Below are 25,540 nucleotides of genomic sequence, written 5' to 3'. Positions count from 1 at the left end.
CTTTTTCTCATCTATTTAATCATTTTTTTAGAGGTTTGACAACTAAAACGACTTAATGAAAAACCGTACAAACGGCCTCTGGAATATAGAAGTCGTCGGATAGAAGGGTCAATTTTCCGCTAGCAGAATCTCGTTTGAAGACGGTGGCATTAGGTGAATCTTGATGGACTGCGATCAAATAGTTTTGATCAGGACTAAGCGTAAAATCACGTGGATTGAGCCCTTGACTTGGAACAATTTCAATCAGTTCTAGGCTACCATCAGCCACAACTTTGAAGACAGCGATGGAATTATGAGCACGGTTAGATGCATAGAGAAATTTTCCATCAGCTGAGAGCTTGATTGCAGAAGCCCATTTTTGACCATCGTAGTCTGATGGAAGTGTGGAAACAGTTTGGAAGTGTTCGAATTCACCCATACCGTCATAAAAGAGTACATCGATCGTAGCATTTAATTCATTGATGAGATAGGCAGTCTTATAGTGAGGATGAAATACCAGGTGACGAGGTCCTGCCCCTGGAGCTGTTTGATACTGATTGATCAGGGTCAGTTTTCCTTCCTCACTGACATCATAGACATGCAAACTATCAGTTCCTAGGTCACACGTGATTAAGTACTGATCTGGCGTAAGGTCTGCATAGTGGGTATGTGGACTTGCTTGATTGGCATGAGGACCACTTCCTTGGTGGGTGTCTTGATCGACAAAGGACAAACGCCCATCTGCCTCTAGCTGATATACGAGAACTTGGCCTTTGTGATAGTTGGCTCCATAGACCAGTTGACGCTTGTCATCGACAGAGACATAGCAGAGTGGCGCCCCCTCTTCAACAACGTGATTGAGTGGCTGAAAATCAGCTGTAAAGCTTGCGATTCCTCCTTTACCCTCTTCAGCTCCGACACTGTAGAGGTTTCCTTTTTCAGAAAAAGCGATATAGGTTGGATTGGGTTCAGCTGCAACTAGTTCAAGTTGGCTCAATGTCCCTGTTTCAGGGTCAAATTGTGCCTTGTAAATTCCTTTGGATTCTTTTTTGGTATAGGTACCGAAATAAATGGTTTGAGACATAGGTCACCTCGTATGATTTGTTAGGTTTATTATATCAAAGGTCCTATTGGAAGGCAATTGCTAGTTGAAAAGGGGAGGCCTTTCTTTCTGATTTTGCCAGTTTTTTCGTAACTTCAAGCTCAAAAAATGCTAAAATAGAAACAGATTGAAATGAAAAGGAGTTCTCTGTGGATAATAAAGAAAAACAGTTTAGTTTGTCCTGGTTTTTTAGATGGTTTTTAGACAACAAGGCCATTACCGTATTTTTAGTTACCTTGCTGTTGGGCTTGAACCTTTTGGTTTTGAGTAAAATCACCTTTATTTTTATTCCTATTTTTGAGTTTGCAGGAGCCGTCATGCTGCCTGTTATTATCTCTGGTTTGTTCTATTACCTGCTCAACCCTATTGTTGACTTTCTTGAAAGAAAAGGACTCAAGCGGATTTTTGCGATTTCCTTCGTCTTTTTCTTGATTGCAGTGCTTTTAATTTGGGGTCTAGCTGTAGTGATTCCATCCGTCCAACGACAAGTGGTGAGTTTCTTTCATAACTTGCCAACTTATTTGGAAAAGGCCAATGCAACCATCGATGATTTTCTAGATAATCGCGTCTCCTCTGATATCAAACCCCAGTTAGATGAGATCACCAAGGAATTGTCTGCAAACATTACTTCTTGGGCCAGTTCGATCTCTGGGCGGGCTGTCAATTGGGTCAGCAACTTGATTGGAGTGGCTTCGCAAGTCATTGTTGCCTTGATCATCATGCCTTTTATTGTCTTTTATCTTCTTCGAGATGGAAAAAATTTAAAGGGCCACATTGTTCGCTTCTTACCGACTAAGATTCGTAAACCGGCTGAACAAGTTCTCTCAGATGTCAACACCCAACTCTCCAACTACGTTCGAGGGCAAATTACGGTAGCCATTGTCGTCGCTATTATGTTCATCGTCTTCTTTAAGATCATTGGTTTGCGCTATGCGGTGACACTGGGGATCTCTGCGGGAATCTTGAATTTGATCCCTTACTTGGGTAGTTTCTTAGCCATGTTACCTGCCTTAGTATTGGGCTTGGTAGCAGGACCAGAGATGTTTATTAAGGTCTTGATTGTATTTGCGGTGGAGCAAACCATTGAAGGACGTTTTGTATCACCTTTGGTTTTGGGAAGCCAGTTAAATATCCATCCAATTACCATTTTATTTGTGCTCTTGACATCAGGATCTATGTTTGGAATCTGGGGAGTTTTCCTTGGAATTCCAGTCTATGCATCTGCTAAGGTGGTGATCGGAGCTATCTTTGAATGGTATAAGGTCGTCAGTGGCTTGTATGAAGAACACAATGAAGTAGAAGAGGAAACACACAGTGAGTCATAGTCAACAAATGGTAGAGGCTCTCGATCGGCAAGAGCTAGAAGAGGCAGAAGTTCAATTTCAACAGGCTTTGTTAGAAGATAGTGAAGCGCAATTATTGGATTTAGGTCAATATCTTGAAAGTATCGGTTTTTACCCTCAGGCAAAAGAGATCTATGAACAGATTGCAGAAACCTATCCAGAAGTGTATCTAAGTTTGGCAACCATCCTTGCAGAGGAAGGCCAAACGGAAGAGGCCTTTGCTTATTTAGAAGAAATTGAGCCAGACTCTAACTGGTATGTGGCCAGTCTCTTGGTTAAGGCGGATCTCTATCAGATGGAAGGCCTAGCAGATGTGGCGCGTGAAAAATTAGTTGAAGCAGCCCGTCTGTCTGATGATCCCATCATTCAATTAGGACTAGCTGAAATTGATCTGGAATTGGAACGCTACCAAGAGGCTATCCAAGAGTATGCCCAGTTAGACAATCGGGAGATTTTGGAAGCAACAGGAATTTCCACCTATCAACGAATTGGTTTTGCCTATGCCAATCTTGGTAAATTTGAAGCAGCTGTTCCCTTCTTAGAGAAAGCTCTGGAGATTGAGTTTGATGACCAGATTGCTTACGAATTAGCGACCTTATTGTCTGACCAAGAAGAATTCCAAAAAGCCCTGATCTACTACAAACAAATTGATACCTTGTCGCCTGATTTTGAGGGTTATGAGTATGGTTATGCTTTGGCTTTACAGGCTGAAAATGACCGTGAAAAAGCACTTGAGATTTCTAAACAAGGGATCCAGAAGAATCCATTTGATGCCCAATTGAAGCTCCTTGCTTCTCAGCTTTCTTATGAACTCCACCAGCCTGAGCAAGCAGAAGCTTATCTATTAGAGGCTAAAGAAGTGGCAGATGATATAGAAGAGATTGCTCTTCGCCTGACCACCCTTTATTTGGAACAGGAACGCTTTGACCAAGTCTTGGATTGGCAAAATGAAGAAGTCGAAACAGTTGTTACCCGGTGGAACATTGCCCGTGCCTTGGCTGCCTTGGAGAAATCAGAAGAGGCCGTCTTAGCCTACCAAGAGCTCTATGAGGACTTAAAGGACAACCCAGAATTCCTCGAAGCCTATGTTTATTTGTTGCGTGAGGCTGGAGATGTGACGAAGGCGCGTGAAGTGGCTAATCAGTATTTGGCGATCGTACCAGACGATGTACAGATGCAAACCCTCTATGATAGCCTCTAATCAAAACCATATCGTGAAGATTCGGAATAGTTTGTGGTATACTGGTAGAAGATAGAATGAGGAGAGAAAAACATGGAACCAGTGAAACTTTTTCAATACAATACCTTAGGTGCCCTAATGGCGGGTCTGTATGGGGGTTCATTTACGATTGGAGAACTCTTGGAACACGGAGATCTAGGAGTTGGGACGCTTGATTCTATTGATGGAGAGTTGATCGTATTAGATGGTAAGGCATATCAGGCCAAGGGATCAGGGGACCATCCTGAAATAGTCGAAGTTTCTCCGGATGCCAAGGTTCCCTATGCAGCAGTCGTCCCTCACCAAGCAGAAGTCATTTTCCGCCAACGCTTTGAAATGACGGACGAGGAATTGGAAGCCCGTATTGAATCTTATTACGATGGGGAAAATCTTTTCCGCTCCATTAAGATTCGTGGTGACTTTGCCAAGATGCATGTCCGTATGATTCCAAAATCAACACCAGAGATGAAGTTTGCAGAGGTTGCAACCCATCAGCCAGAATATACACGGGAAAATGTCACTGGAACCATCGTCGGTTTTTGGACACCAGAAATTTTCCATGGCGTGAGTGTGGCTGGTTATCATTTGCACTTTATTTCAGATGACCACACCTTTGGTGGCCATGTCATGGATTTTGTCATCACAGAAGGGATTGTAGAGGTGGGAGCTATCGATCAGCTGGATCAACGTTTCCCAGTTCAAGACCGTCAGTACCTCTTTGCCAAATTCAATGTTGATGAGGTCAAAGAAGACATCAATAAAGCAGAATAAAAAGGTTGAGCATCGCTCAACCTTTTAGAATGTAGACAAACTGTTCTAAGTATGCTGAAAAATAAAATGAGGTATACTTTTAGGCTCATTCAACATATATTGAAACTTTCCGCCGTGAGAAAAGTGCTTGAAATATAATCATTTCAAGCACTAGGGAGTTTTGAGACTTTAGACTCAAAACTAAGTCATGGAACTTCTTCGAAGTTCGCTGACGTCCGTTCTCACCTAAGGAAAGTTTCTTAAATAACATTATCTTAAACACGAAAGGTTGAGCGTCGCTCAACCTTTTATTTTTGAAATCAGTCCGTTAATTTCATGGCTTTGATTTTTTCTTCTTCTGGGGTGACCCGCAGAGTCTTCTGGCCGGTGTAGGTGACAAAGCCGGGCTTTCCACCGGTTGGTTTATTGAGTTTCTTGGCTTCGATCATATCTACTTGGACCAGGTTTGAGAGGCGGGCCTTGGAATAGTAGGCGGCCAACTCTGCAGCATCGGTCTTCACTTCATCGGATGGATTTAGATTTCCTGTAATGACGACGTGGCTTCCCGGGATATCTTTGGCATGGAACCAGAGCTCATCTTTCTTAGCGATCTTAAAGGTCAGTTCATCGTTTTGTAAATTATTGCGACCCACTAAAATGATAGTTTTTCCATCACTAGCTAGGTATTTCTCAGGTTTTTTCCGTTTATGAATTTTTTCGCGGTTGCGCCGTTTGATAAAGCCGGTCTGGATTAGCTCTTCTCGAATTTCTGCCACCTCAGCTAGGCTCGCTTGAGAAAGGGCTGTTTCAACCGTTTCAAGATAAGAAATGGTTTCCTTGGTTTCTTGAATGAGGATGGTCAAATGTTTGACGGCTTCTTTTAACTTCTGGTAGCGTTTGAAGTAGCGTTGCGCATTTTGGTTGGGGGTCAGAGCCTTATTGAGTTGGATGGTGATGGGTTCGTTGGTATAGTAATTGTCCAGGACAACCTGGTCTTGGTCGTTTGGTACCTGGTGGAGGAAAGTTGTCAGCAATTCTCCTTTTTGGCGGAACTCTTCTGCATTGTCGGTCGCTGCTAACTCGGCTTCTTGTTTGGCTAATTTTTTCCGGTTCTTTTCAAGATCGTTTTCGACCTTGCGGATCAATTCACTGGCCTGTTGTTGCACCCGATCGCGCTCAGCCTTGTCTCGGTAATAGTCATCTAGCAGATCTGAAAGTGTTTCGAACCTTTGACTGGTCGCATCCGCAAAGGGGATAGCCGAGAAGGATTTGGTCGTTAGGCGAGGCTCAGAAGGTGTCTTGAAAAAGGTCCGGAAGGTCTTTAATTTTTCATCGGTCTCAAGTCGCTTGGCTAATTCTTGAGCCGTATCTCGCCCCAAACCTTGGAAACATTTTTGAAGGTTCTTTGGACTTAACTCTTCCTTGTGAAGAAGGGCGAAGAGGGCTTCATCTCCAATTGTAAAAGGATTGGCCGCGTCGGTTTTCGGAGGGGCTACATAGGTTGATCCAGGAAGAATGGTCCGGTAGCTATTTTGTGAGAAGCCGACATGTTTGATGGCCTCGATGATTTTATTGCTGGTCCGGTCTAGGAGAATAATATTACTGTGCTTGCCCATGATTTCGATCATTAAGCTGACAGAAATGGCATCTCCAATTTCGTTTTTATTGGAGACACGGATTTCAAGAATCCGGTCGTTTTCCATTTGCTCAATTCCTTCAATGACAGCGCCCTGAAGATATTTGCGCATAACCATAATAAAGGTATTGGGAAAGGCAGGATTTTCAAAGTTGGTCTGGGTCCGTTGAACCCGTCCAAAGACAGAATGGGCAGAGAGCAAGAGCTTTTGGTTTTTCCGATTGCCTCGGATTTGGAGCACCAATTCTTGCTCGAAAGGTTGGTTAATTTTTTGAATGCGACCGCTCAAGAGTTCGGCCTTCAATTCTTGCACCATATGGTGTAAAAAAAATCCATCAAAAGACATGGGATTCCTCAACATTCTAGCGTTTATTCTAGTAAATTATATCAAAATTAGAGCGGAAATCCCAGAGAGAAGCTAGAAGCTGTTCAATAGAAAATGAAGAGAAAATGCGAACGTTTTCAAAAAAATGCAGAAAAAGTATTGACATTTTTGAAAGAAAATTCTAAAATGTAAGAAATTAGAAAAGTAGTAAATGAAAGTTTCAAGAGAGCCCACGGTTGCTGAGAGTGGGTAGCGGCAGTTTATGAAATTGGACTAATGATGAGATGAATTTGAAACAATAAAAATTCGGTTGGCACACCTTATCGTGCAACTTGTTGCTAGACAAGACAGAGATATGGGGGAGACTATCCTTTTCCCATAAGTGAGGTGGCACCGCGATGACACGTCCTCACATAGCTTTTGCTATGTGTGGGCGTGTTTTTTGTTTTAGATGAGAAGGGAGAAAAGAAATGAAGAAACGATGGCGTCGCAGTCTTTAGATGATGGAAAAAAAGAAGAAAATGAAAAATAGAAGAGGTATTAAAAATGAAAAATAAACGTTTAATGGGAATTATTGGTTTGATTGCAGCAGCAGTCATTGGGACAGCGATCTATTCAGCTACAGCAGGCAAAGACAACAAGGCAGCAAGCAGCAATGAAAAGGCTAAAGTTGGGGTCTTGCAGTTGGTCAGCCACCCTTCGCTCGACTTGATCTACAAGGGGATTCAAGATGGTTTGGCTGAAGAAGGTTATGACAAGGACAAAGTGGACATTGATTTCCTCAATGCAGAAGGCGACCAAAACAAAGTTGCGACCATGAGTAAACAATTGGTAGACAAGGATAACCAAGTCTTGATTGGGATTGCAACTCCATCTGCTCAAGGTTTGGCTAGTGCAACCAAAGACAAACCAATTGTCATGGGTGCTATCACCGATCCGGTCGGTGCTAAATTGGTCAAAGATTTAAAAAAACCAGGTGGCAATATCACTGGGGTATCTGACCACAATCCAACTGAGCAACAGTTGAAATTGATCAAAGAGTTGACTCCAAACGTGAAAACAATCGGGATCCTTTACTCAACCAGTGAGGATAATTCTAAAACGCAAGTAGAAGAATTTACAAAATTAGCTGAAAAAGCAGGTTACAAGGTGGTTCCTTATTCAGTCCCTTCTACAAATGAAATTGCTTCTACCGTGTCTGTAATGTCAGGCAAAGTCGATGCCATCTGGGTTCCAATCGACAATACTATCGCATCAGCCTTCTCAACTGTTGTCGAAGCTAACAAAACAGCTAAAAAACCAATCTTCCCAAGTGCGACAGCTATGGTAGAAGCTGGTGGTCTTGGTTCAGTCGTTGTCGACCAACATGATCTTGGAGTAGCAACTGGTAAAATGGCTGCGAAGATCTTGAAAGGTCAAAAACCAGCTGATACACCTGTTGAAATCTTTAGCCAAGGAAAATCTGTCATCAATAAAAAAGTCGCAGATGAATTGGGCATTACTATTCCAGAATCTGTCTTGAAAGATGCTGGACAAGTCATTAAATAAAAAGAAAACGAATCACAAGAATGGCAGGGTAATTTTGCTTTGGCAGGTCTTTAAATCGTGACCTTTAAAAATGTTTACCAGTGCACACGACCAGCTATGTTACTCATGGTAGAGGAGAAAGATATGGAAGTCAAGATAACAGATCTTCATCCGACCCAACTATATTTATCAGAAAAGAAGTTACAAGCTATCCAGATGCTGGATCAGTCGGTAGACATCATCAATGTGGATCCAATTAGTGTTCTTGCATTTGGAGATTGCTTCTTGATTACAGACGGGCATCACAGGGCTTATCTGGCTTTATTGGCAGGTCGGGATACGATTTCTGCTGAGTTTGATCGAGATGGTGGCGATGAGTTGTATGCTCTCTATGCGCAAGCTTGCGAGGAAAGAAAGATATCCTCTGTTTTTGATTTAAAACATCGTATCTTGCCTCAAGATGAGTATGAAGCAAAATGGTATAACTGGTGTGATGGTTTTAACCAAGCAGCCACTCTTCTATTGAAGAGGCAAGCAGATGCAACTGACAAGGCAAATAGATAATGCACTACCTCTTGTTCCTTTTTCTAGTGAATTAGTCTCATCTAACTTGTTTTTTAACTAAAAATCTGATAAACTATGTAGTAATTGAATAGAAATCTGCAAGACTAGTACCTCAAGGGAAGTGCGACAGGGAGAAGGGCCGTGACTGAAAGCTCTTTGCATGAAAGCTGAGTGAATTCACTTGCGTAAAGGATTTAGAAATTAAGGTCTGGTTTACGGATAAAAAACGGATGGTACCGCGTGTCAACGCTCCGAATGTGGGTGTTGGCGCGTGGTTTTTTCTATGTCTGTAGAGGGACCATGATGGAGGAAATATGTCAACGATTGAAGAACAATTAAAAGCGCTTCGTGAAGAAACGCTGGCAGCTTTGAAGCAGATTTCTGCTGAAAATAAAAAAGAATTGCAAGAACTACGGGTCTCTGTCCTTGGGAAAAAAGGATCTCTGACTGAGATCCTCAAAGGGATGAAAGATGTTTCTGCAGAGATGCGTCCGGTTATCGGGAAACACGTCAATGAAGCTCGCGATGTCTTGACGGCTGCTTTTGAAGAAACAACCAAACTCTTGGAAGAAAAGAAAGTCCAAGCGAAACTAGCTAGCGAAAGTATCGATGTGACCCTTCCAGGGCGTCCAGTTGCTAGTGGTTACCGTCATATCTTGACCCAAACCAGTGAAGAAATCGAAGATATCTTTATTGGGATGGGTTACCAAGTCGTGGATGGCTTTGAAGTGGAGCAAGACTACTACAACTTTGAACGCATGAATCTGCCTAAAGATCACCCAGCGCGGGATATGCAGGATACCTTCTATATCACAGAAGAAATCTTGCTTCGGACCCATACCTCACCAGTACAGGCGCGTGCGATGGATGCGCATGACTTTAGCAAGGGACCATTGAAGATGATCTCTCCAGGGCGTGTTTTCCGTCGGGATACGGATGATGCGACCCACAGCCACCAATTCCATCAGATCGAAGGCTTGGTTGTTGGGAAGAACATCTCAATGGCAGACCTTCAAGGAACGCTTCAATTGATCGTGCAAAAGATGTTTGGTGCAGAACGTCAAATCCGTCTGCGTCCTTCTTACTTCCCATTTACCGAGCCATCAGTTGAAGTAGACGTTTCTTGCTTCAAATGTGGTGGAGCTGGATGTAACGTATGTAAGAAAACTGGTTGGATTGAAATCATGGGAGCCGGTATGGTTCACCCACGCGTCCTTGAGATGAGTGGCATTGATTCAACAGTCTATTCAGGATTCGCCTTCGGACTTGGTCAGGAGCGTGTAGCCATGCTTCGTTACGGAATCAATGATATCCGTGGCTTCTATCAAGGGGATATCCGTTTTTCAGAACAATTTAAATCATCATGTTAGTAAAAGTTAAGCCGAATGAATTTCAAATTTTAAGGGAATTAGAGGTGGAAACCTATGGGGATACCTTTGGTCCCTACATCTCTGATGCCGATATGGAAGATTACTACCAGACGGTTTTATCGCTAGAGCAAATCCAAAAGGATTTGGCAGACCCGGAATCAGAGACCTATTTTGTCCTAGATCACAATCAGGAAATTTGTGGTTTTCTCAAGTTTAACTGGGGTAAGGCACAAACAGAGCCAGTAGAGATGGACAATGCTTTTGAAATCCAGCGCATCTATGTCAAAAAAGAACATCATGGCAAGGGCTATGGCAAGGAAATGTTTAGCTTTGCCTTAAAAGAAGCTCAAAAACGTGGATTTGACTGGGCCTGGCTGGGTGTCTGGGAACGAAATTTTAAGGCCCAAAACTTTTACAAACAATTCGGATTTAAACGGTTTAGCGAGCACCACTTTATCACAGGGGAAACCGTGGATACAGACTGGTTGCTGCGCAAGCATTTGAAGGAGAATCCGCAAGCTTAATTGTGGGTCCAAATTGAGAGAAAGGAATTGAGAAGATCTCACCTAGTGGGATCTTACGATCAGAATAATGTTAGTATCATATAAATGGTTAAAACAATTGGTGGACGTGGATGTGCCATCAGAAGAGTTGGCTGAAAAAATGTCAACTACAGGGATCGAGGTAGAAGGTGTGGAATCACCAGCTGCTGGTCTCTCAAAAATTGTCGTCGGAGAAGTCTTGTCTTGTGAAGATGTGCCAGAAACACACTTGCATGTCTGCCAAGTCAATGTGGGTGAAGAAGAAGCCCGTCAAATCGTCTGTGGAGCACCAAATGTGCGAGCAGGCATCAAGGTTATGGTGGCTCTTCCGGGTGCTCGCATTGCGGATAACTACAAGATTAAAAAAGGGAAAATCCGTGGTTTGGAATCTCTCGGAATGATCTGTTCCCTTGGTGAATTGGGAATTTCTGACTCCGTTGTACCAAAAGAATTTGCAGATGGCATCCAAATCTTGCCAGAAAATGCTGTTCCAGGAGAAGAAGTCTTCTCTTACCTCGACTTGGATGATGAAATCATCGAACTTTCCATCACTCCAAACCGTGCAGACGCTCTTTCTATGCGTGGGGTGGCGCACGAAGTAGCAGCGATCTATGACAAGGCAGTCAATTTCAAAGACTTTACGTTGACTGAAACGGACCAAGCTGTAGCAGATGCTCTTTCTGTCAGCATTGACACTGATAAGGCACCTTACTATGCAGCCCGTATCTTAGACGATGTAACCATCGCACCAAGTCCACAATGGTTGCAAAACCTCCTCATGAACGAAGGCATCCGTCCCATCAATAACGTGGTCGATGTAACCAACTATATTCTGCTTTACTTTGGTCAACCTATGCATGCCTTTGACTTGGATACCTTTGAAGGAACTGATATCCGTGTGCGTGAAGCGCGTGCTGGTGAAAAATTGGTAACCTTGGATGGGGAAGAATGTGAGTTGGAAACAAGTGACCTCGTGATTACGGTTGCGGATAAACCAGTAGCCCTTGCAGGTGTCATGGGTGGAGAAGCTACAGAAATCTCTGAAAAATCTACTCGTGTTGTTCTTGAAGCGGCTGTCTTCAATGGCAAATCAATCCGTAAGACCAGCGGTCGCCTCAACCTTCGTTCTGAATCATCTTCACGTTTTGAAAAAGGGATCAATGTGGCAACTGTCAATGAAGCCCTTGATGCGGCAGCGAGCATGATTGCTGAATTGGCTGGTGCAACCGTGCGTAAGGGCATCGTTTCAGCAGGCCAGTTGGATACTTCTGATGTGGAAGTTTCTTCAACTCTTGCAGACGTGAACCGTGTCCTTGGGACAGAGCTTTCCTACGCGGATGTCGAAGATGTCTTCCGTCGTCTTGGTTTTGGCCTTTCTGGAAATGCAGAAAGCTTCACAGTCAGCGTTCCTCGTCGCCGTTGGGACATCACCATTGAAGCGGACCTCTTTGAAGAAATTGCTCGGATTTATGGTTATGACAAATTACCAGCAACCCTTCCAAAAGATGACGGGACAGCAGGTGAATTGACAGCGACTCAAAAATTGCGTCGCCAAGTTCGGACCATTGCTGAAGGAGCAGGCTTGACTGAAATCATTACCTACGCTCTGACAACTCCTGAAAAAGCAGTGGAGTTCGCTACATCTCCAAGCAACTTAACAGAGCTTATGTGGCCAATGACTGTGGATCGTTCAGTCCTCCGTCAAAATATGATCTCAGGGATCTTAGATACCGTAGCTTATAACGTCGCCCGTAAGAACAAAGATTTGGCCCTCTACGAGATCGGAAAAGTCTTTGAACAGACAGGCAATCCAAAAGAAGAATTGCCAAACGAAATCAACAGCTTTGCCTTTGCTTTAACTGGCTTAGTCGCTGAAAAAGACTTCCAAACTGCAGCTGTTCCAGTTGACTTCTTCTATGCAAAAGGAATCCTTGAAGCCCTCTTTGCTCGCTTGGGTCTTGTTGTGACTTATACAGCAACACAAGAAATCAAGAGTCTCCACCCAGGTCGGACAGCCTTGATCTCACTGGGTGACCAAGTGATTGGGGTCTTGGGACAAGTCCATCCTGTAACAGCTAAGGCTTATGATATCCCAGAAACCTATGTGGCAGAATTGAACTTATCTGCTATTGAAGCAGCTCTTCAACCAGCCGCAGCCTTTGTGGAAATCACTAAGTTCCCAGCAGTGAGCCGTGACATCGCCCTTCTCCTCAAAGCAGAAGTGACCCACCAAGAAGTGGTTGATGCGATTCAAGCTGCTGGCGTGAAACGCTTGACAGACATCAAACTCTTTGACGTCTTCTCCGGTGAAAAACTAGGTCTTGGCATGAAGTCTATGGCCTACAGCTTGACCTTCCAAAATCCAGAAGATAGCTTGACGGATGAAGAAGTCGCACGCTACATGGAAAAAATCCAAGCTTCTCTCGAAGAAAAAGTAGACGCAGAAGTACGTTAAAATGTGTATAGAAAAAACCGTTGATGACTCATCAACGGTTTTTAAAATTCATTTTACAAGATGGTTTCCATGACCGTTTCTTGAGGTTTCATGCCCTGTCTTTGATAGAAGCGAAGGGCTCCTTCATTGTCATTCCAGACATTAAGAGTTAGGTTGTAGCAGCCGATTTTCTTGGCATAGCTGACAGCGAATTGATAGAGTTGATCGCCGATCTTTTGCCCACGCACTGCTTGATCGACACACAAGTCCTCGATGAAGAGGGTTTTTATCGGATGAAGCACAGGATTGTCAGAGACTTCTTTAATAGTGACGAAGAGATGTCCTAGGATTTGGCCATCCGCATTTTCATAGACGAAAATCGGTGTCTGATCTTGCGCCATTAACTGTTCTAACTCTTCTTCACTATATTTTTCGCCACTTTCCTTGAAAATATCGGGACGAGCTTGGTGGTGAACGGAAAGAATCTGTTCTAAGAGACCAATTAAAGCAGGAATATCTTTTGGTTGAGCTATACGAATCGTCATGTAGATTCTCCTTAGTAGTATTTTCTTCATTATAAAAATTTTTTCTAAATCTTGTCAATGGAAAAAGGAACGCTAAAAGGTGCGCAAATACGGACCTTTTATTTCTTACCTCAAATGATCTTGTCAATCATATTTTTATTTTTGACAAATATTTTTATTTTTTTGACAAATATACTTGTCAAAAAGAAAAAGAAGTGTTACAATGTTTTTAGTTGAAAGAAGAGGAGGTATTCTTATGGGAGCTATATGGATTCTATTTATCCCTTTTCTGGTTATCATTTATGCAAGCACAGAAAAGAAGATAAAAAAGTTGAACAAACGTATTAAAAGATTAGAAAAACAAGTGAAAGGAAATCAAGAAATGTCTAGACTTTTAGAAGAATTAAAAGGCCAAAAGGTCAAGGTGACAGTAAATGGGTTTGGAACCGAATATGAGATTATGGATATCGATGAAGATTGGGTCAAATTGAGTCGTGAGACCAATAAACAACAAAGAGAAACCAAATTAGTCCGTATCGAAGATATTCAAGATATTCAAGGTATTCAACTATAAGGGGGCGAAAGCCATGATTTTAAAAAATCGACTGAAAGAGCTGAGGGCGCGTGATGGTCTCAACCAATCTGAGCTAGCCAAGCTAGCTGGAGTCTCGCGCCAGTCGATCAGTCTCTTGGAGAGAGGGGAGTACACCCCTTCGGTTATCATTGCGATCACCATCGCCCAGATATTCAAGGAACCGGTGGAAAATGTTTTTAGTCTAGTAGAGGAAGAGGAATAACAATGAAAAAGAAGTATAAAGAAAGGTCAGCCCGTTTTCGTTTTTGGAGAAATGTAGGGATCATTACAGTTTCCGGCTTGATCGGAGGAGTTATCGGATTTTTGACAGAAATGTTTGGATACGAAAAGCCCCTAGAAATCCAATCCTTCTTTAGTAAAGAAGTACTCCTTTTGGGCTCAGCAGTTTTATTCTTAGTCGCATTTATACTCACGATGGTCTTACTGATGTGCGCGAGAAAAGTCCATCAAAAGATGCTCCAAATAGAAGACGATGATGAAGCCTATCACTATGACATTCAAAAGAAAAAACTATATGGCTTAGCGACCATTTTTAAAGGCATCATGATCTTGCCCTACTTTTTAGTCGTCATTTTTTATAGTCAATTGGTCGACTTAGATAGACCTGGCGCTGGGGACATGGCTTTTATCTTTGGAGACTTTACCATGCTCTATCTCTTTCTTGTCTTGTTTGCCCTATTTTTCCTATCGGATATCTTCTTTCGCAAGACCTTCCATCTGATTTATGGAAAACCAATTCCCCGCAATGCTAATGCCAAGGAAGTGCGTGAATTTATGATGAGTATGATGGATGAAGCAGAAAAGCAGATTAGCTACGAGGAAAACTATGAAATTATCATTAAGTTAAACAATTATATCTTGCCTTTTGCTTTAATTGGAATTTTCTTGATTGGTACCTTTTTCCATACCGATATCTTATTAGCCTTAGTAGTTGTATCACTGATTTATCTCTATATCTTGGTCTCACAATACAAGATTACCAAACGTTATTATAAAGAGTAAAGGAGTCATCCATGTTAGAAATTAGAAATTTAGAAAAAAGCTTTGGGAATAAGCAGGTTCTCTTCGGAGTAGATCTGACAGCTCAACAAGGGCATATCCTTGGCTTAGTTGGGAAAAATGGTGCCGGGAAAACAACTATTTTCCACAGTATCTTGCGCTTTTTGGACTACAGTGGCGAGATTCGCCTAGGTGGCAAAGCGATCACCCAAGAAACCTACAAGGAAATTGGCTATTTGCCAGAAGAACGTAGTCTTATGCCAAAACTCACGATTTTTGAGCAGGTCCGCTATTTGGCTGCCTTAAAAGGAATGAGCACTGCTGAGGTCAAGGAAAAATTACCGACCTGGATGGAAAAACTCCAAGTAAAAGGAAAATTGACCGATAAAATAAAGAGTCTCTCAAAAGGGAACCAACAGAAGGTTCAATTGATCATCACCTTGATCCATGAGCCTAAATTGATCATTTTAGATGAACCCTTTAGCGGCTTGGATCCGGTCAATACAGAAGTGCTCAAGCAGGTCATTTTTGAAGAAAAAGAGCGTGGGGCAACCATTATCTTTTCTGACCACGTCATGACCAATGTCGAAGAGTTGTGTGATGATATCCTAATGATCCGTGATGGTTCGGTTGTCCTTTCAGGGCCAGTCCAAGAGGTCCGTAATAGCTATGGCAAGACTCGTCTCTTTGTTTCTAACGACTTTAGCAAAGAAGAGCTAGAAGCTCTGCCACACGTGACCAAGGTCAGCATGACCAAGCAAGGTACTTGGAAGTTGATCTTGGATGATGCGTCAGCTGGTCCAGAATTATTTGACCGCTTGACCAAGGGTCGCTACCTAGCAACCTTTGACCACCAAGCCCCAACTATTGATGAGATTTTTAAACTTGAATCAGGAGTAGAAGTATGAAACAGATGTTTGTCGTAATGAAAGAAACCTATATCAGACAAGTGAAATCATGGAGTTTCCTCTTCATGGTCTTCGGTCCCTTCCTCTTTTTAGGATTGAGCATTGGAATCGGTTATCTGACAGGTTCTTCTACAGATGCCAAAAACCAGGTGGCCTTGGTGACAGAAGTTCCAGCTGTCAAAGAAAGTCTCAAAGGAACTGATGGCTTGACCTTGGACTACAAGGATGAAGCTGCAGCTAAAAAAGCTATCAAGGATGAGAAAGCAGCTGCTTACCTAACGGTCGATGAAAAAGATGGCCAGCTAGAAGCCACTTATGTGGGTGATCAAGCCATGAAAATGGAATTGAAAAGCCTTGTCACTGCGAAATTAAGCCAGGTCCAACAAGGGATCAATCTAGCGCGTGCCAATCTAAGCAAAGAGCAGCTGACAGCCTTGTCTCAACAGGTTTCTCTCAAAGAAAAAATTGACGAGAAAAAAGAAGGCTTGAAAATGGTGCAAACCATGGTTGCAGGTGGTCTGGGAATGCTGCTTTATATGATTTTGATCTTCTACTCTAGTATCACAGCCCAAGAAGTGGCCAGTGAAAAGGGAACCAAGATCATGGAAGTGGTCTTCTCTAGTATCAAAGCAACCGACTATTTCTTCGCACGCATGCTCGGACTCTTCGGAGTGATTTTTACCCATATTTTTGTCTATGTCGTTGGGTTAGTAGCTGTTTGGATTTTTAGAGCAGATATCCCAGTTGTCAAGGATATTCTCGCTCCAAACTCTCCAATTACCCAACACCTAGCAGAAGCGATCTCGCTTAATACCGTCTTCTTCATTATCCTTGGGATCTTTATGTATGTGGTGCTCTCTGCCTTCTTAGGTTCCACAGTTGCACGACCTGAAGATTCAGGAAAAGCGATTTCGCCACTGATGATGTTAGTTATCTTTAGCTTCCTTGGGGTAACCACCTTGGGAAGTGCCGGTGATGTCTTCTTATTAAAGATCGGTTCCTACATTCCTTTTATCTCAACCTTCTTCATGCCATTCCGTACCATCAATGGCTACGCGACTGGTCTTGAAGCTTGGGGTTCATTGGGAATTGCAGTTCTCTTTACCATTGTGGGAACAGTGCTCATTGCCCGTATCTATGCGAGCCTGATCCTTCAGACCGATGACCTCGGACCATGGAAGACCATCAAACGTGCTCTTAGCTATCGCTAATTAGATAAGCTCTCAGTTATCGCTGAGGGCTTTTTGATTTCAAATTGACTTTTGCAAGCCTTTTCAATACAATAGAACTACAGAAAAGGAGGCGGACATGAACTATATTGAGTTTGCTGAAAATGAGCGTCTGTCCACGATTGTCCTTGGGATGATGCGGATCAGTCAGATGAGTGAAGATGAGGTGGAGGCCTTGGTGGAGGCAGCCTTGTCAATTGGGATCAACACCTTTGATCTGGCGGATATCTATGGCGATGGTCAGTGTGAGGTCCTGCTGGGGAAGGTCCTCAAGCGTCGTCCGGATCTTCGGGACCAGATGTGGATCCAGTCCAAGTGTGGGATTCGCAAAGATGGCTTTACCTATTTTGATTTTTCCAAAGATTATATTTTGGATTCCGTTGATGGCATCCTCGAGCGTCTGCGGATTGAACGCTTGGATAGTCTTCTCCTTCACCGACCGGATGCCCTCATGGAGCCTGAAGAAGTAGCGGAAGCTTTTGATCAGTTGGAGCAAGCGGGCAAGGTCCGTCATTTTGGGGTGTCCAATCAAAATCCCATGATGATGGAATTGCTCAAAACGGCTATCAAACAACCTCTCAAGGTCAACCAGCTGCAGTTGAGTGCAGCCTTTACACCGAGCTTTGAAGCTGGTTTTCATGTCAATATGGAAGGGCCAAAAGCAGCCGTGCGAGATGGCAGTGTCTTTGAGTATTGTCGCTTAACTGATACGGTGATTCAAGCTTGGTCTGTCCTCCAGCATGGCTACTTCAAGGGGAATTTTGTCGGTAAAGAAGAGTTTGCGGCCCTCAATCACGTCCTTACTGACTTGGCGAAAAAATACCAGGTCACACCGACAGCTATCGCCCTTGCTTGGGTCCTCCGCTATCCTGGTAAGATGCAGGCGGTCATCGGAACGACCAAGCCCCAGCATGTCCTTGAAACAGGGAAAGCAGCAGAAGTCACCCTAACTCGTAAGGAATGGTACCAAATCTACTTGGCTGCAGGAAATGATTTGCCTTAGAATCTTGTTAGTAAACCAGATTCCACTCTTATCGGTGGTCTGGTTTTTTGTTTGGTAGTTTTCAGATTTTTCTTGACAAGTCTCTATCTTTTATGGTATTCTTTTATGCAACAAGCGTTGCGCAACAAATGTTGCGTGAAAGGAGTCTTATGCCACCCAAGGTTAAATTTAGTAAAGAGGCTATCATTGGGACAGCTTTACAATTGGTACGCGAACAGGGCATGGCTAGTTTAACGGCTCGAGCATTAGCGGAGCAACTGGGAGCCACACCGAGAGTCATTTTTGGGCAATTTGCTAATATGGCTGAGTTACAAGCAGAGGTTATTGGTGCTGCGGAAATGGTCGTGGTGGAGTATATTCGCAAGGCCTTAGAAGATGAAAAGCCTTTCCGATCTGTCGGGGTTGCTTATATCCTTTTCGCCTCAAAAGAGCCCCAACTTTTTCAATTGCTTTTCCAAAATCCTAGCAAAGATCCGATTCGTCGCTTTCAAGATTTTCTTCCCATGAAGGATCATAGTTACCAATTGGTTCTGGATTCGATTGTTGCAGACTATCCTTTGACTGTAGAGGAAGCTAGTCGCTTGTACCAGCATCTATTTATCTACTCACACGGGATGGCCTCTATGGTTGCTTCTGGTATTTATCAGTTCGGCATGGAAGAAGTGATTGGATTACTGACAGAGGTTTGTCAATCTCTCATCAAAGAAATGGTAGGAAAGAAATGATTCAACTAGAAAATGTGCACAAAAGTTACGGCCAAACCAAGGTTTTAAAAGGGATTGATTTGCAGATTCAAGACCAGGATGATGTGGTTATCCTCGGCCCTTCTGGATCGGGGAAATCAACTCTCTTAAACGTGTTATCAGGCTTAGAAAAGGTAGATGAGGGACATATCCTCATTCAAGGACAAGATTTGTCTCAACTCACGGATGCTCAATTGACGGCCTTTAGACGGGAGAAGATTGCCTTTATTTTCCAGCAGTATTATCTATTGCCGAATCTAACGGTCAGACAAAATGTAAAAATGGGGGCTGACCTGGCAAACAATCATGATTTTTTGCAGATCATCGAGGATTTGGGACTTGGCGATAAGCTGGACAAATATCCGAGTGAATTGTCTGGTGGGGAACAGCAGAGAGTCTCCATTGCTCGGGCCTTGGCCAAAAAGCCAGAGATTCTCTTTTTAGATGAGCCGACGGGAGCTCTCGATGAAGAAACAGGGCGCAAGATTCTGGACTATATCTGGAAGTTAAAGGAAAAGCTGGGCTTCACCCTCATCATGGTGACGCACAACCAAAATATTGCGGATATGGCCAGAACCATCATTCGTGTCAATAGTGGCAAGATTACCGAAGTTGTGACCAATGATCAGCCTCAGACTGCCTATGAGATTGGATGGTAAGCCATGTTTTCAGTAAAAGATATTCGAAAATTAGTTGTCGTCAGTATCATTGGAGCCTGTGCGGTCTTTGTGGCCAATCTCTTCTTGAATTTTTACCTGGATATCGTGCAGTTGGAAATTTCGAAAACCAATCCCATGATTCAGACCTACTATGATGCCCAGGTTTCGCTTTCCTGGATGGTGGCCATGGTCAGTGGGGTTGTCTTGTCCTTGACGTCGGTCCTTCTCATGTGTTTTTATATCAAACAATTTGTTGATGACCACAAGGAACAATTAGGGATTTTAAAGGCTTTGGGCTACAGCAATGGCCAGTTGGCGAAACGATTTTGGGCCTTTGGACTTAGTTTTGGAGCTGGAGCGCTTCTTGGCTATTTCGCTTCATTTCTCATGATGGGACATTTTTACGACTTCCGTAATGAGAAGGGGATTTTGCCAGAAATTACCATTCACCTTCACTGGCAGCTCCTGCTTGCCTTGGTGATCCTGCCAACGAGCTTCTTTATGCTTCTCGCGATTGGTTATGCTAGAAGACAACTACAAACGCCTGCGCTTCTCTTATTGAAAAAGTCTCCAAGTCCGATCAAGGTCAAAAGGAGAAAGCGAGCTCCTAAGAAAGAGAAAGACTTCCTAAAAGAGCTATCCTTGTCACTGATTTGGGGGAGAAAATCGATCTTGTTTTTTGTGGTCTTTGGATCCATGTGTTTTGCGGCCATGGTTCAATTGTCCTTTGGCCTCAGGGATTACACAGATGATATCATCCAAACTATGATGATCATGATTGGTTTGATCCTTTCTTTCTCGATACTCTTTTTGTCATTGGGGATTGTTGTCTCAGAAAGTCGTGAAACCTTGGCTCTTATGAAGGCTTTTGGCTACACCGATCGTGAATGCCAAAGTCATATTCTCGCTCCCTATCGTTTTTGGGCCTATCTAGGATTTGTTCTTGGGACGGCTTATCAATACGGTATCATGGAATTCTTGATCGGTGTGATCAAAGATACGGTTCCTGGTAAAATTGAGCATCACTTTGATGGGAATGTGTGCTTCTGGACCTTGCTTGCTTTTGCTGTGGTTTATGAAAGCCTCTTTTATCTATCCAACAGAAAACTCCAAAAACAAACCATCAAAGAAGTGCTCTTAGCTGAATAAATAGAAAAGAGAGTGGGACAGAAATTGGTAATTCGTTAGAATTCGATTTCGTCGTCCCACCTCCGCACAGTTGAGTAGGGCTGTAAAAGCTGATGAAATCAGCGTAGTAGAGCCCACTCAACCACTGCGTCTTGCTCGACAATCCAAAGACAATTGAGAGTCTAGGACTTTTGGCCCAGCCTCTTTTGTACTAGATAAACAGAAAAACGGATGCTGTCTAAAAATCTTGCATTTTTTTGTAATTTAGGTTACAATGAAGACTATAAAAAACGCGTAATCCCTAGGGTCTTTCCCTCAGGGAATTTTGTGTGTTTTGACCTATTTTCGATGGAAAGAAGCTTTGCTTCTACCGCAGAAAAAAGTATGAATAACATTGGAGGTAATAATGATTCGATCCTTAATTTCCGAGATCAAAGAATTCAAGAAGCCCTCGTTTTTGGCTTCCTTGTTCATGGTCTTTGAAGTCATGTTTGAGATTTCGATTCCCTTTGTCATGGCGAGTCTTTTGGACCAAGGTGTTCAACAAAGAAACATGAACAATATTTTGTTTTACGGTGGGCTCATGCTGGTCTGTGCCTTTCTCTCCCTCTTTTGTGGGATGCAGTCTGCCCGTTATGGCGCCTATGCATCGGCTGGTTTTGCCAAAAACCTTCGTCGGGCTATTTTCAAAAAGGTTCAAACCTTCTCATTTGAAAATATTGATCAGTTCTCATCAGGTGGGTTAGTCACTCGGATGATGACGGACGTGACCAATGTGCAAAATGCCTATCAAATGGTCATTCGGATCTGTGTACGGGCACCGCTTAATTTGATCTTTGCCATTGTGGCTTGTTTCATGATCAATGCGGAAATGGCCATGATCTTTGTCTATGTGACCATCTTTTTGGCAGCTGTCTTAAGCATCATCATGAAGATTGTTTATCCGCTCTTCACAGAAGTATTTGAAGCTTATGACAATCTCAATAACAGCATTCAAGAAAACATCACCAATATGCGAGTGGTGAAGTCTTACGTTAAGGAAGCAGATGAAACCGTTAAATTCAAGAAGGCTTCACGTTTGATTTATAACATGTTTATGAAGGCTATCCGTGTCGTTGTCTTGAGTAGCCCAGCTATGATGCTTTCCATGTATGCTTCTTTCCTTTTGATCTCTTGGATCGGGGCTCATCTGATCGTTGGTGGTCAACTCTCTACTGGGAATTTGACCTCTATGTTTAGCTACACCATGACCATTCTCATGTCGCTCATGATGTTTATGATGATCTTTGTCATGCTGTCGATTTCTATGGCCTCTGTCGAGCGGATCAATGAAGTCTTGACGACCAAAGCGACGATTGTCTCTCCAGAAAATGGGATCAAAGAAGTTGCTGATGGCTCGATCAACTTTGAGGATGTGACTTTTGCCTATACTGATGAAAATGGCGATAAGACCCATGTTTTACAAGGGATTAATCTTTCCATTCGTTCAGGGGAAGTGATTGGTATCTTGGGAGGAACAGGATCAGGGAAATCAAGCTTGGTTCAGTTGATTCCTCGTCTTTATGATGTCGAGTCTGGTCGGGTGACAGTAGCAGGCCACGATGTCAAAGAATACGATCTGGATTCCCTTCGTAAGCAAGTGGCCATGGTTCTTCAGACCAATGTCCTTTTCTCTGGTACGATTAAAGAAAATATGCGCTGGGGAAATAAGGATGCGACAGATGAAGAGATCATCGCAGCTTGTAAGATTGCCCAAGCCGATGAATTTATTCAAGATTTCAAAGATGGCTATGACACTATTATTGAGCGTGGGGGATCCAATGTCTCCGGTGGCCAACGCCAGCGTCTCTGTATCGCGCGTGCCCTTCTCATGAATCCGAAGATCTTGATCTTGGATGATTCGACTTCGGCGGTCGATACCAAGACGGATAGTTTGATCCGTCAAGGATTGGCAACCAGCTTGAAAGAGACTACCAAAATCATCATTGGTCAACGGATTTCCTCTATTCAAGATGCAGATCGCATCATTGTGATGAATGATGGTCAGATTGATGCCATCGGTCGTCACGAGGAATTGCTTGCGACCAATGCCATCTACCAAGAAGTATATGAAATGCAAACACAAGGGAAAGGAGAAGCAGATGAAAACTAAGAAAAAAGCAAATCTAGGCTCTATCCTTCGCCTGCTCGACTTCCTTTGGAAAAACTACAAGGTATCCTTGATTGTTTCCTTTATCTTAATCATTTTATCGTCTCTTGCGACGGTCAATGTGACAGCTTCGATTCAGTCCTTGGTCGACGTCTATGTGGAGCCCATGCTGACAAGCAATAGCCATGATTTCGGACCGCTCTTGTCCTTCTTAACACGGGTCGGTTTGATCTGTTTGATCGGGGTACTTGCTAACTATGGCTTTACCTTGATTATGGCGACCGTTTCACAAGACTCACTTAGAAGTCTTCGAAATCAGTTGTTTGCCCGTATGCAAAAACTGCCGGTACGTTACTTTGATACCCACCAACACGGGGACATCATGTCTATCTATACCAATGATATTGATGCTCTTCGCCAAGCGATTGAACAATCCATTCCTCAACTCTTATCCTCAGCAATTACCATCCTTGGGGTAACGATTACCATGCTGACGGTTAGTCCACTCTTGTTCTTGATTGTTCTCTTCATGGTTATCGTCATGGTCTTTATCATCAAGGATGTTTCTGGCAAGTCAGGTCGTTACTTCGGCGCCCAACAAAAGAACTTGGGGATTGAGAACGGCTTTATTGAAGAAATGATGTCTGGTCAAAAAGTGGTCAAGGCCTTTGTGCATGAAAGAGAAAGCATTGAGGATTTTGACCGGATCAATGACCAACTCTTTGAGTCTTCCTACCAGGCTAACCGCTATGCCAATGTCCTCATGCCCATTCTTGGGAACTTGGGAAATGTTTCCTTTGTTCTAACAGCCTTGATCGGTGGACTCTTTGCGCTAAACGGCGTCGGTGGTTTAACCATTGGTGGACTCATGGCCTTCTTGCAATTGAACCGTTCCTTCACAGGTCCCATTGCTCAGGTCTCTCAACAATTGAACTTTGTCCTTATGGCCTTGGCTGGTGGAGATCGTGTCTTTGATCTTTTGGACGAAGAAGAAGAAGTCGACCAAGGAAAAGTGACGCTGGTCAATTATGAACTGGTCGATGGAGAAATGGTCGAAACTGATCAGAAAACCAACAAGTGGGCCTGGAAACACCCTCGTCCAAATGGAGATTACCAGCTTGTCAAGATGGTCGGAAATGTGGTCTTTGATAATGTTGATTTCTCTTATGATGGGAAGAAACAAATTCTTCATGGCATCAATCTCTATGCAGATAAGGGTCAAAAAGTGGCCTTTGTCGGAGCGACTGGTGCAGGAAAGACAACCATCACCAACTTGATCAACCGCTTCTATGACATCCAGTCAGGAATGATCACCTATGATGGAATCGATATTAAATTGATCGAGAAAGATTCTCTTCGTCGTTCCCTTGGAATCGTTCTTCAAGATACCCACTTATTCACTGGTACGATTGCAGAAAACATCGCTTATGGCCGTGCTGATGCAACACGGGAAGAAATCCTTGAAGCAGCTCGGATTGCCAATGTGGATTCCTTTGTGAAGCACTTGGATCAGGGCTATGAGACAGTCTTGACGGATGATGGGGCTGGCCTATCAAATGGTCAACGACAATTGATCGCCATTGCCCGTGCAGCCCTTGCCAATGCGCCAGTCTTGATTCTGGACGAAGCGACGTCTTCGATCGACTCACGGACAGAGAAGATGGTGCAAGAAGGGATGGACCGCTTGATGGAAGGTCGGACTGTCTTTGTTATCGCCCACCGTCTATCGACGATTGTCAATTCCGATGTCATCATGGTGATGGACCACGGACGCATCATCGAACGAGGCAACCATGCTTCCTTGATGGCAGAACGTGGCACCTATTACCGCCTGTACACCGGTGGACTTGAAATTGATTAATAATAAAAAAGCTTGAGCGTTAGCTCAGGCTTTTTTGGCTTATGGATAATGACTTCTTAGAAACTTTCCTTAGGTGAGTACGGACGTTAGGTGAAATTATCCAGTGGATGATTTCAGCAATCCAGGAAGTTCCATGACTAATTATTGAGCCCCTTCGCTCTTTAATTTCTGGGCTCAGGCTAAAACAGTTTCCCAAACTGTTTTACTCTCAAAATTCCTGAGTACCTGAAACGTTATTGTTTCAGGCACTTTTCTCACAGCGGAAAGTCTCGAAAATAAATAGCCATTCATCAAAATCCTGACTACACTTTCAGGCTTTTTGCTTATTTCTCAAGTAATTCTTGGATCAAGTCTTCCATGGCAGCTGGTTCTGTTTTGGAGGAGAAGCGTTGGGCGACTTGGCCTTGTCGGTCGATGACAAATTTTGCGAAGTTCCATTCGATGCGTTTGCCTAGTGGCCCGGCTGCTTGGTTTTTGAGCCAGTCATAGAGAGGAAGGGCTTCTTTACCATTGACTTTGGCTTTAGCGAATCGTGGGAAGGTGGTCTGGTAGTTGAGGCTACAGAAGCTATTGATTTCTTCTGCCGTTCCTGGTGCCTGCCCCATGAATTGGTTACAGGGGATGTCTAGGATTTCAAGCCCCTTTTTCTGGTAGCGCAGGTATAGATCTTGCAGTCCATGGTATTGCGGGGTCAAGCCACAGCCTGTTGCTGTATTGACCACGATGAGGACCTTACCTTGGTAGTGAGAAAGGGGAATCTCCTCCCCATTCTGGTTTTCTAAAGAAAAATCATAAATGCTGGTCATAGGTGGTATCCTTTCTGTCTCTTCAACTTTTATTGTAGCATAAATCTCCTAATATTGGGCCAAGAGGAGCATGACTTCTTGCTTTAGTCCCTCTTGTGAAAATGATATAATAAGGAGATAACAAGCTCTCAAGAAAATGCCAAAA

23 protein-coding genes and 1 other annotated feature are annotated in these 25,540 nt (G+C 43.3%); of the genes, 19 read left to right on the top strand and 4 right to left on the bottom strand.

What is annotated here, in order from left to right; all coding sequences use genetic code 11:
* Positions 1 to 52: 52 nt before the first annotated feature.
* Positions 53 to 1,063 (bottom strand): lactonase family protein, encoded by a 1,011-nt coding sequence (locus WKT08_RS02335; RefSeq protein WP_340279725.1) that lies wholly within the window; start codon positions 1,061 to 1,063, stop codon positions 53 to 55.
* Positions 1,064 to 1,230: 167 nt separating this feature from the next.
* Here WKT08_RS02335 and WKT08_RS02330 point away from each other — a divergent pair, with 167 nt between their 5' ends.
* From WKT08_RS02330 to budA, 3 genes are all read left to right on the top strand, one after another.
* Positions 1,231 to 2,406, top strand: a complete 1,176-nt coding sequence (locus tag WKT08_RS02330) for an AI-2E family transporter (protein ID WP_340279723.1) — start codon at positions 1,231 to 1,233, stop codon at positions 2,404 to 2,406.
* Positions 2,396 to 3,625, top strand: coding sequence for a tetratricopeptide repeat protein (locus tag WKT08_RS02325; RefSeq protein WP_340279722.1), 1,230 nt, complete (start codon positions 2,396 to 2,398; stop codon positions 3,623 to 3,625). Before WKT08_RS02330 ends, WKT08_RS02325 begins: the two co-directional genes overlap by 11 nt.
* 72 nt (positions 3,626 to 3,697) lie before the next feature.
* The gene (gene budA / locus WKT08_RS02320; RefSeq protein WP_021153550.1) at positions 3,698 to 4,414 is read left to right on the top strand and encodes an acetolactate decarboxylase; all 717 of its coding nucleotides are present in this window, start codon (positions 3,698 to 3,700) and stop codon (positions 4,412 to 4,414) included.
* Positions 4,415 to 4,713: 299 nt separating this feature from the next.
* On the opposite strand, the gene WKT08_RS02315 is transcribed toward budA, so the two are convergent.
* Complete coding sequence (locus WKT08_RS02315) at positions 4,714 to 6,375, bottom strand: Rqc2 family fibronectin-binding protein (protein ID WP_340279721.1); 1,662 nt, start codon at positions 6,373 to 6,375, stop codon at positions 4,714 to 4,716.
* Positions 6,376 to 6,536: 161 nt separating this feature from the next.
* Positions 6,537 to 6,768: a binding site (T-box leader), on the top strand.
* Positions 6,769 to 6,900: 132 nt separating this feature from the next.
* On the opposite strand from WKT08_RS02315, the gene trpX reads away from it, so the two are divergent.
* The 5 genes from trpX to pheT all read left to right on the top strand — a co-directional run bounded on the left by trpX (position 6,901) and on the right by pheT (position 12,812).
* A complete protein-coding gene (trpX, locus tag WKT08_RS02310) occupies positions 6,901 to 7,902 on the top strand; it encodes a tryptophan ABC transporter substrate-binding protein (protein ID WP_340279720.1) in 1,002 nt (333 codons plus the stop codon).
* A gap of 123 nt (positions 7,903 to 8,025) precedes the next feature.
* Positions 8,026 to 8,445, top strand: a complete 420-nt coding sequence (locus tag WKT08_RS02305; RefSeq protein ID WP_340279719.1) for a chromosome partitioning protein ParB — start codon at positions 8,026 to 8,028, stop codon at positions 8,443 to 8,445.
* 314 nt (positions 8,446 to 8,759) lie between these two features.
* Entirely contained in the window at positions 8,760 to 9,815 is a 1,056-nt protein-coding gene (pheS, locus tag WKT08_RS02300) for a phenylalanine--tRNA ligase subunit alpha (RefSeq protein WP_340279718.1), read from the top strand.
* On the top strand, positions 9,809 to 10,339 hold the full coding sequence (locus tag WKT08_RS02295; protein WP_340279717.1) for a GNAT family N-acetyltransferase: 531 nt from the start codon (positions 9,809 to 9,811) through the stop codon (positions 10,337 to 10,339). The genes pheS and WKT08_RS02295 overlap by 7 nt, the downstream gene beginning before the upstream one ends.
* Positions 10,340 to 10,406: 67 nt before the next feature.
* Positions 10,407 to 12,812, top strand: coding sequence for a phenylalanine--tRNA ligase subunit beta (gene pheT / locus WKT08_RS02290; protein WP_340279716.1), 2,406 nt, complete (start codon positions 10,407 to 10,409; stop codon positions 12,810 to 12,812).
* Positions 12,813 to 12,865: 53 nt separating this feature from the next.
* Here pheT and WKT08_RS02285 read toward each other — a convergent pair whose 3' ends face one another.
* On the bottom strand, positions 12,866 to 13,336 hold the full coding sequence (locus WKT08_RS02285) for a GNAT family N-acetyltransferase (RefSeq protein ID WP_182322037.1): 471 nt from the start codon (positions 13,334 to 13,336) through the stop codon (positions 12,866 to 12,868).
* A gap of 235 nt (positions 13,337 to 13,571) precedes the next feature.
* Between WKT08_RS02285 and WKT08_RS02280 the strand changes: the two genes are divergently transcribed.
* From WKT08_RS02280 to WKT08_RS02230, 11 genes are all read left to right on the top strand, one after another.
* Complete coding sequence (locus WKT08_RS02280; protein ID WP_049497476.1) at positions 13,572 to 13,889, top strand: hypothetical protein; 318 nt, start codon at positions 13,572 to 13,574, stop codon at positions 13,887 to 13,889.
* A 13-nt stretch (positions 13,890 to 13,902) separates the two neighbouring features.
* Entirely contained in the window at positions 13,903 to 14,112 is a 210-nt protein-coding gene (locus tag WKT08_RS02275; protein WP_023918610.1) for a helix-turn-helix transcriptional regulator, read from the top strand.
* A gap of 2 nt (positions 14,113 to 14,114) precedes the next feature.
* Positions 14,115 to 14,912, top strand: a complete 798-nt coding sequence (locus WKT08_RS02270) for a DUF3169 family protein (protein WP_340279715.1) — start codon at positions 14,115 to 14,117, stop codon at positions 14,910 to 14,912.
* Between the two features lie 11 nt (positions 14,913 to 14,923).
* The gene (locus WKT08_RS02265) at positions 14,924 to 15,817 is read left to right on the top strand and encodes an ABC transporter ATP-binding protein (protein ID WP_023918606.1); all 894 of its coding nucleotides are present in this window, start codon (positions 14,924 to 14,926) and stop codon (positions 15,815 to 15,817) included.
* On the top strand, positions 15,814 to 17,028 hold the full coding sequence (locus WKT08_RS02260) for an ABC transporter permease (RefSeq protein WP_023918604.1): 1,215 nt from the start codon (positions 15,814 to 15,816) through the stop codon (positions 17,026 to 17,028). Before WKT08_RS02265 ends, WKT08_RS02260 begins: the two co-directional genes overlap by 4 nt.
* 97 nt (positions 17,029 to 17,125) lie before the next feature.
* Positions 17,126 to 18,049 (top strand): aldo/keto reductase, encoded by a 924-nt coding sequence (locus tag WKT08_RS02255; RefSeq protein ID WP_340279713.1) that lies wholly within the window; start codon positions 17,126 to 17,128, stop codon positions 18,047 to 18,049.
* Positions 18,050 to 18,198: 149 nt separating this feature from the next.
* Positions 18,199 to 18,774, top strand: a complete 576-nt coding sequence (locus WKT08_RS02250; protein WP_340279711.1) for a TetR/AcrR family transcriptional regulator — start codon at positions 18,199 to 18,201, stop codon at positions 18,772 to 18,774.
* Complete coding sequence (locus tag WKT08_RS02245; protein WP_004182281.1) at positions 18,771 to 19,451, top strand: ABC transporter ATP-binding protein; 681 nt, start codon at positions 18,771 to 18,773, stop codon at positions 19,449 to 19,451. Before WKT08_RS02250 ends, WKT08_RS02245 begins: the two co-directional genes overlap by 4 nt.
* Before the next feature lie 3 nt (positions 19,452 to 19,454).
* The gene (locus WKT08_RS02240) at positions 19,455 to 20,600 is read left to right on the top strand and encodes an FtsX-like permease family protein (protein ID WP_070674412.1); all 1,146 of its coding nucleotides are present in this window, start codon (positions 19,455 to 19,457) and stop codon (positions 20,598 to 20,600) included.
* A 385-nt stretch (positions 20,601 to 20,985) separates the two neighbouring features.
* Positions 20,986 to 22,731, top strand: a complete 1,746-nt coding sequence (locus tag WKT08_RS02235; RefSeq protein ID WP_340279710.1) for an ABC transporter ATP-binding protein — start codon at positions 20,986 to 20,988, stop codon at positions 22,729 to 22,731.
* Positions 22,721 to 24,589: an ABC transporter ATP-binding protein gene (locus WKT08_RS02230; protein ID WP_041826381.1), complete on the top strand. Its 1,869-nt coding sequence runs from the start codon at positions 22,721 to 22,723 to the stop codon at positions 24,587 to 24,589. The genes WKT08_RS02235 and WKT08_RS02230 overlap by 11 nt, the downstream gene beginning before the upstream one ends.
* 323 nt (positions 24,590 to 24,912) lie before the next feature.
* Here the strand turns inward: WKT08_RS02230 and WKT08_RS02225 are convergent, their stop codons facing one another.
* Complete coding sequence (locus WKT08_RS02225; RefSeq protein ID WP_134974078.1) at positions 24,913 to 25,395, bottom strand: glutathione peroxidase; 483 nt, start codon at positions 25,393 to 25,395, stop codon at positions 24,913 to 24,915.
* Positions 25,396 to 25,540: the final 145 nt, after the last annotated feature.

The organism is Streptococcus sp. HCA-5024, assembly GCF_037890265.1.
GTDB lineage: Bacteria > Bacillota > Bacilli > Lactobacillales > Streptococcaceae > Streptococcus > Streptococcus lingualis.
The sequence above is the reverse complement of the archived record's forward strand: the minus strand, read 5'-3'. Positions and strand labels throughout refer to the sequence as shown.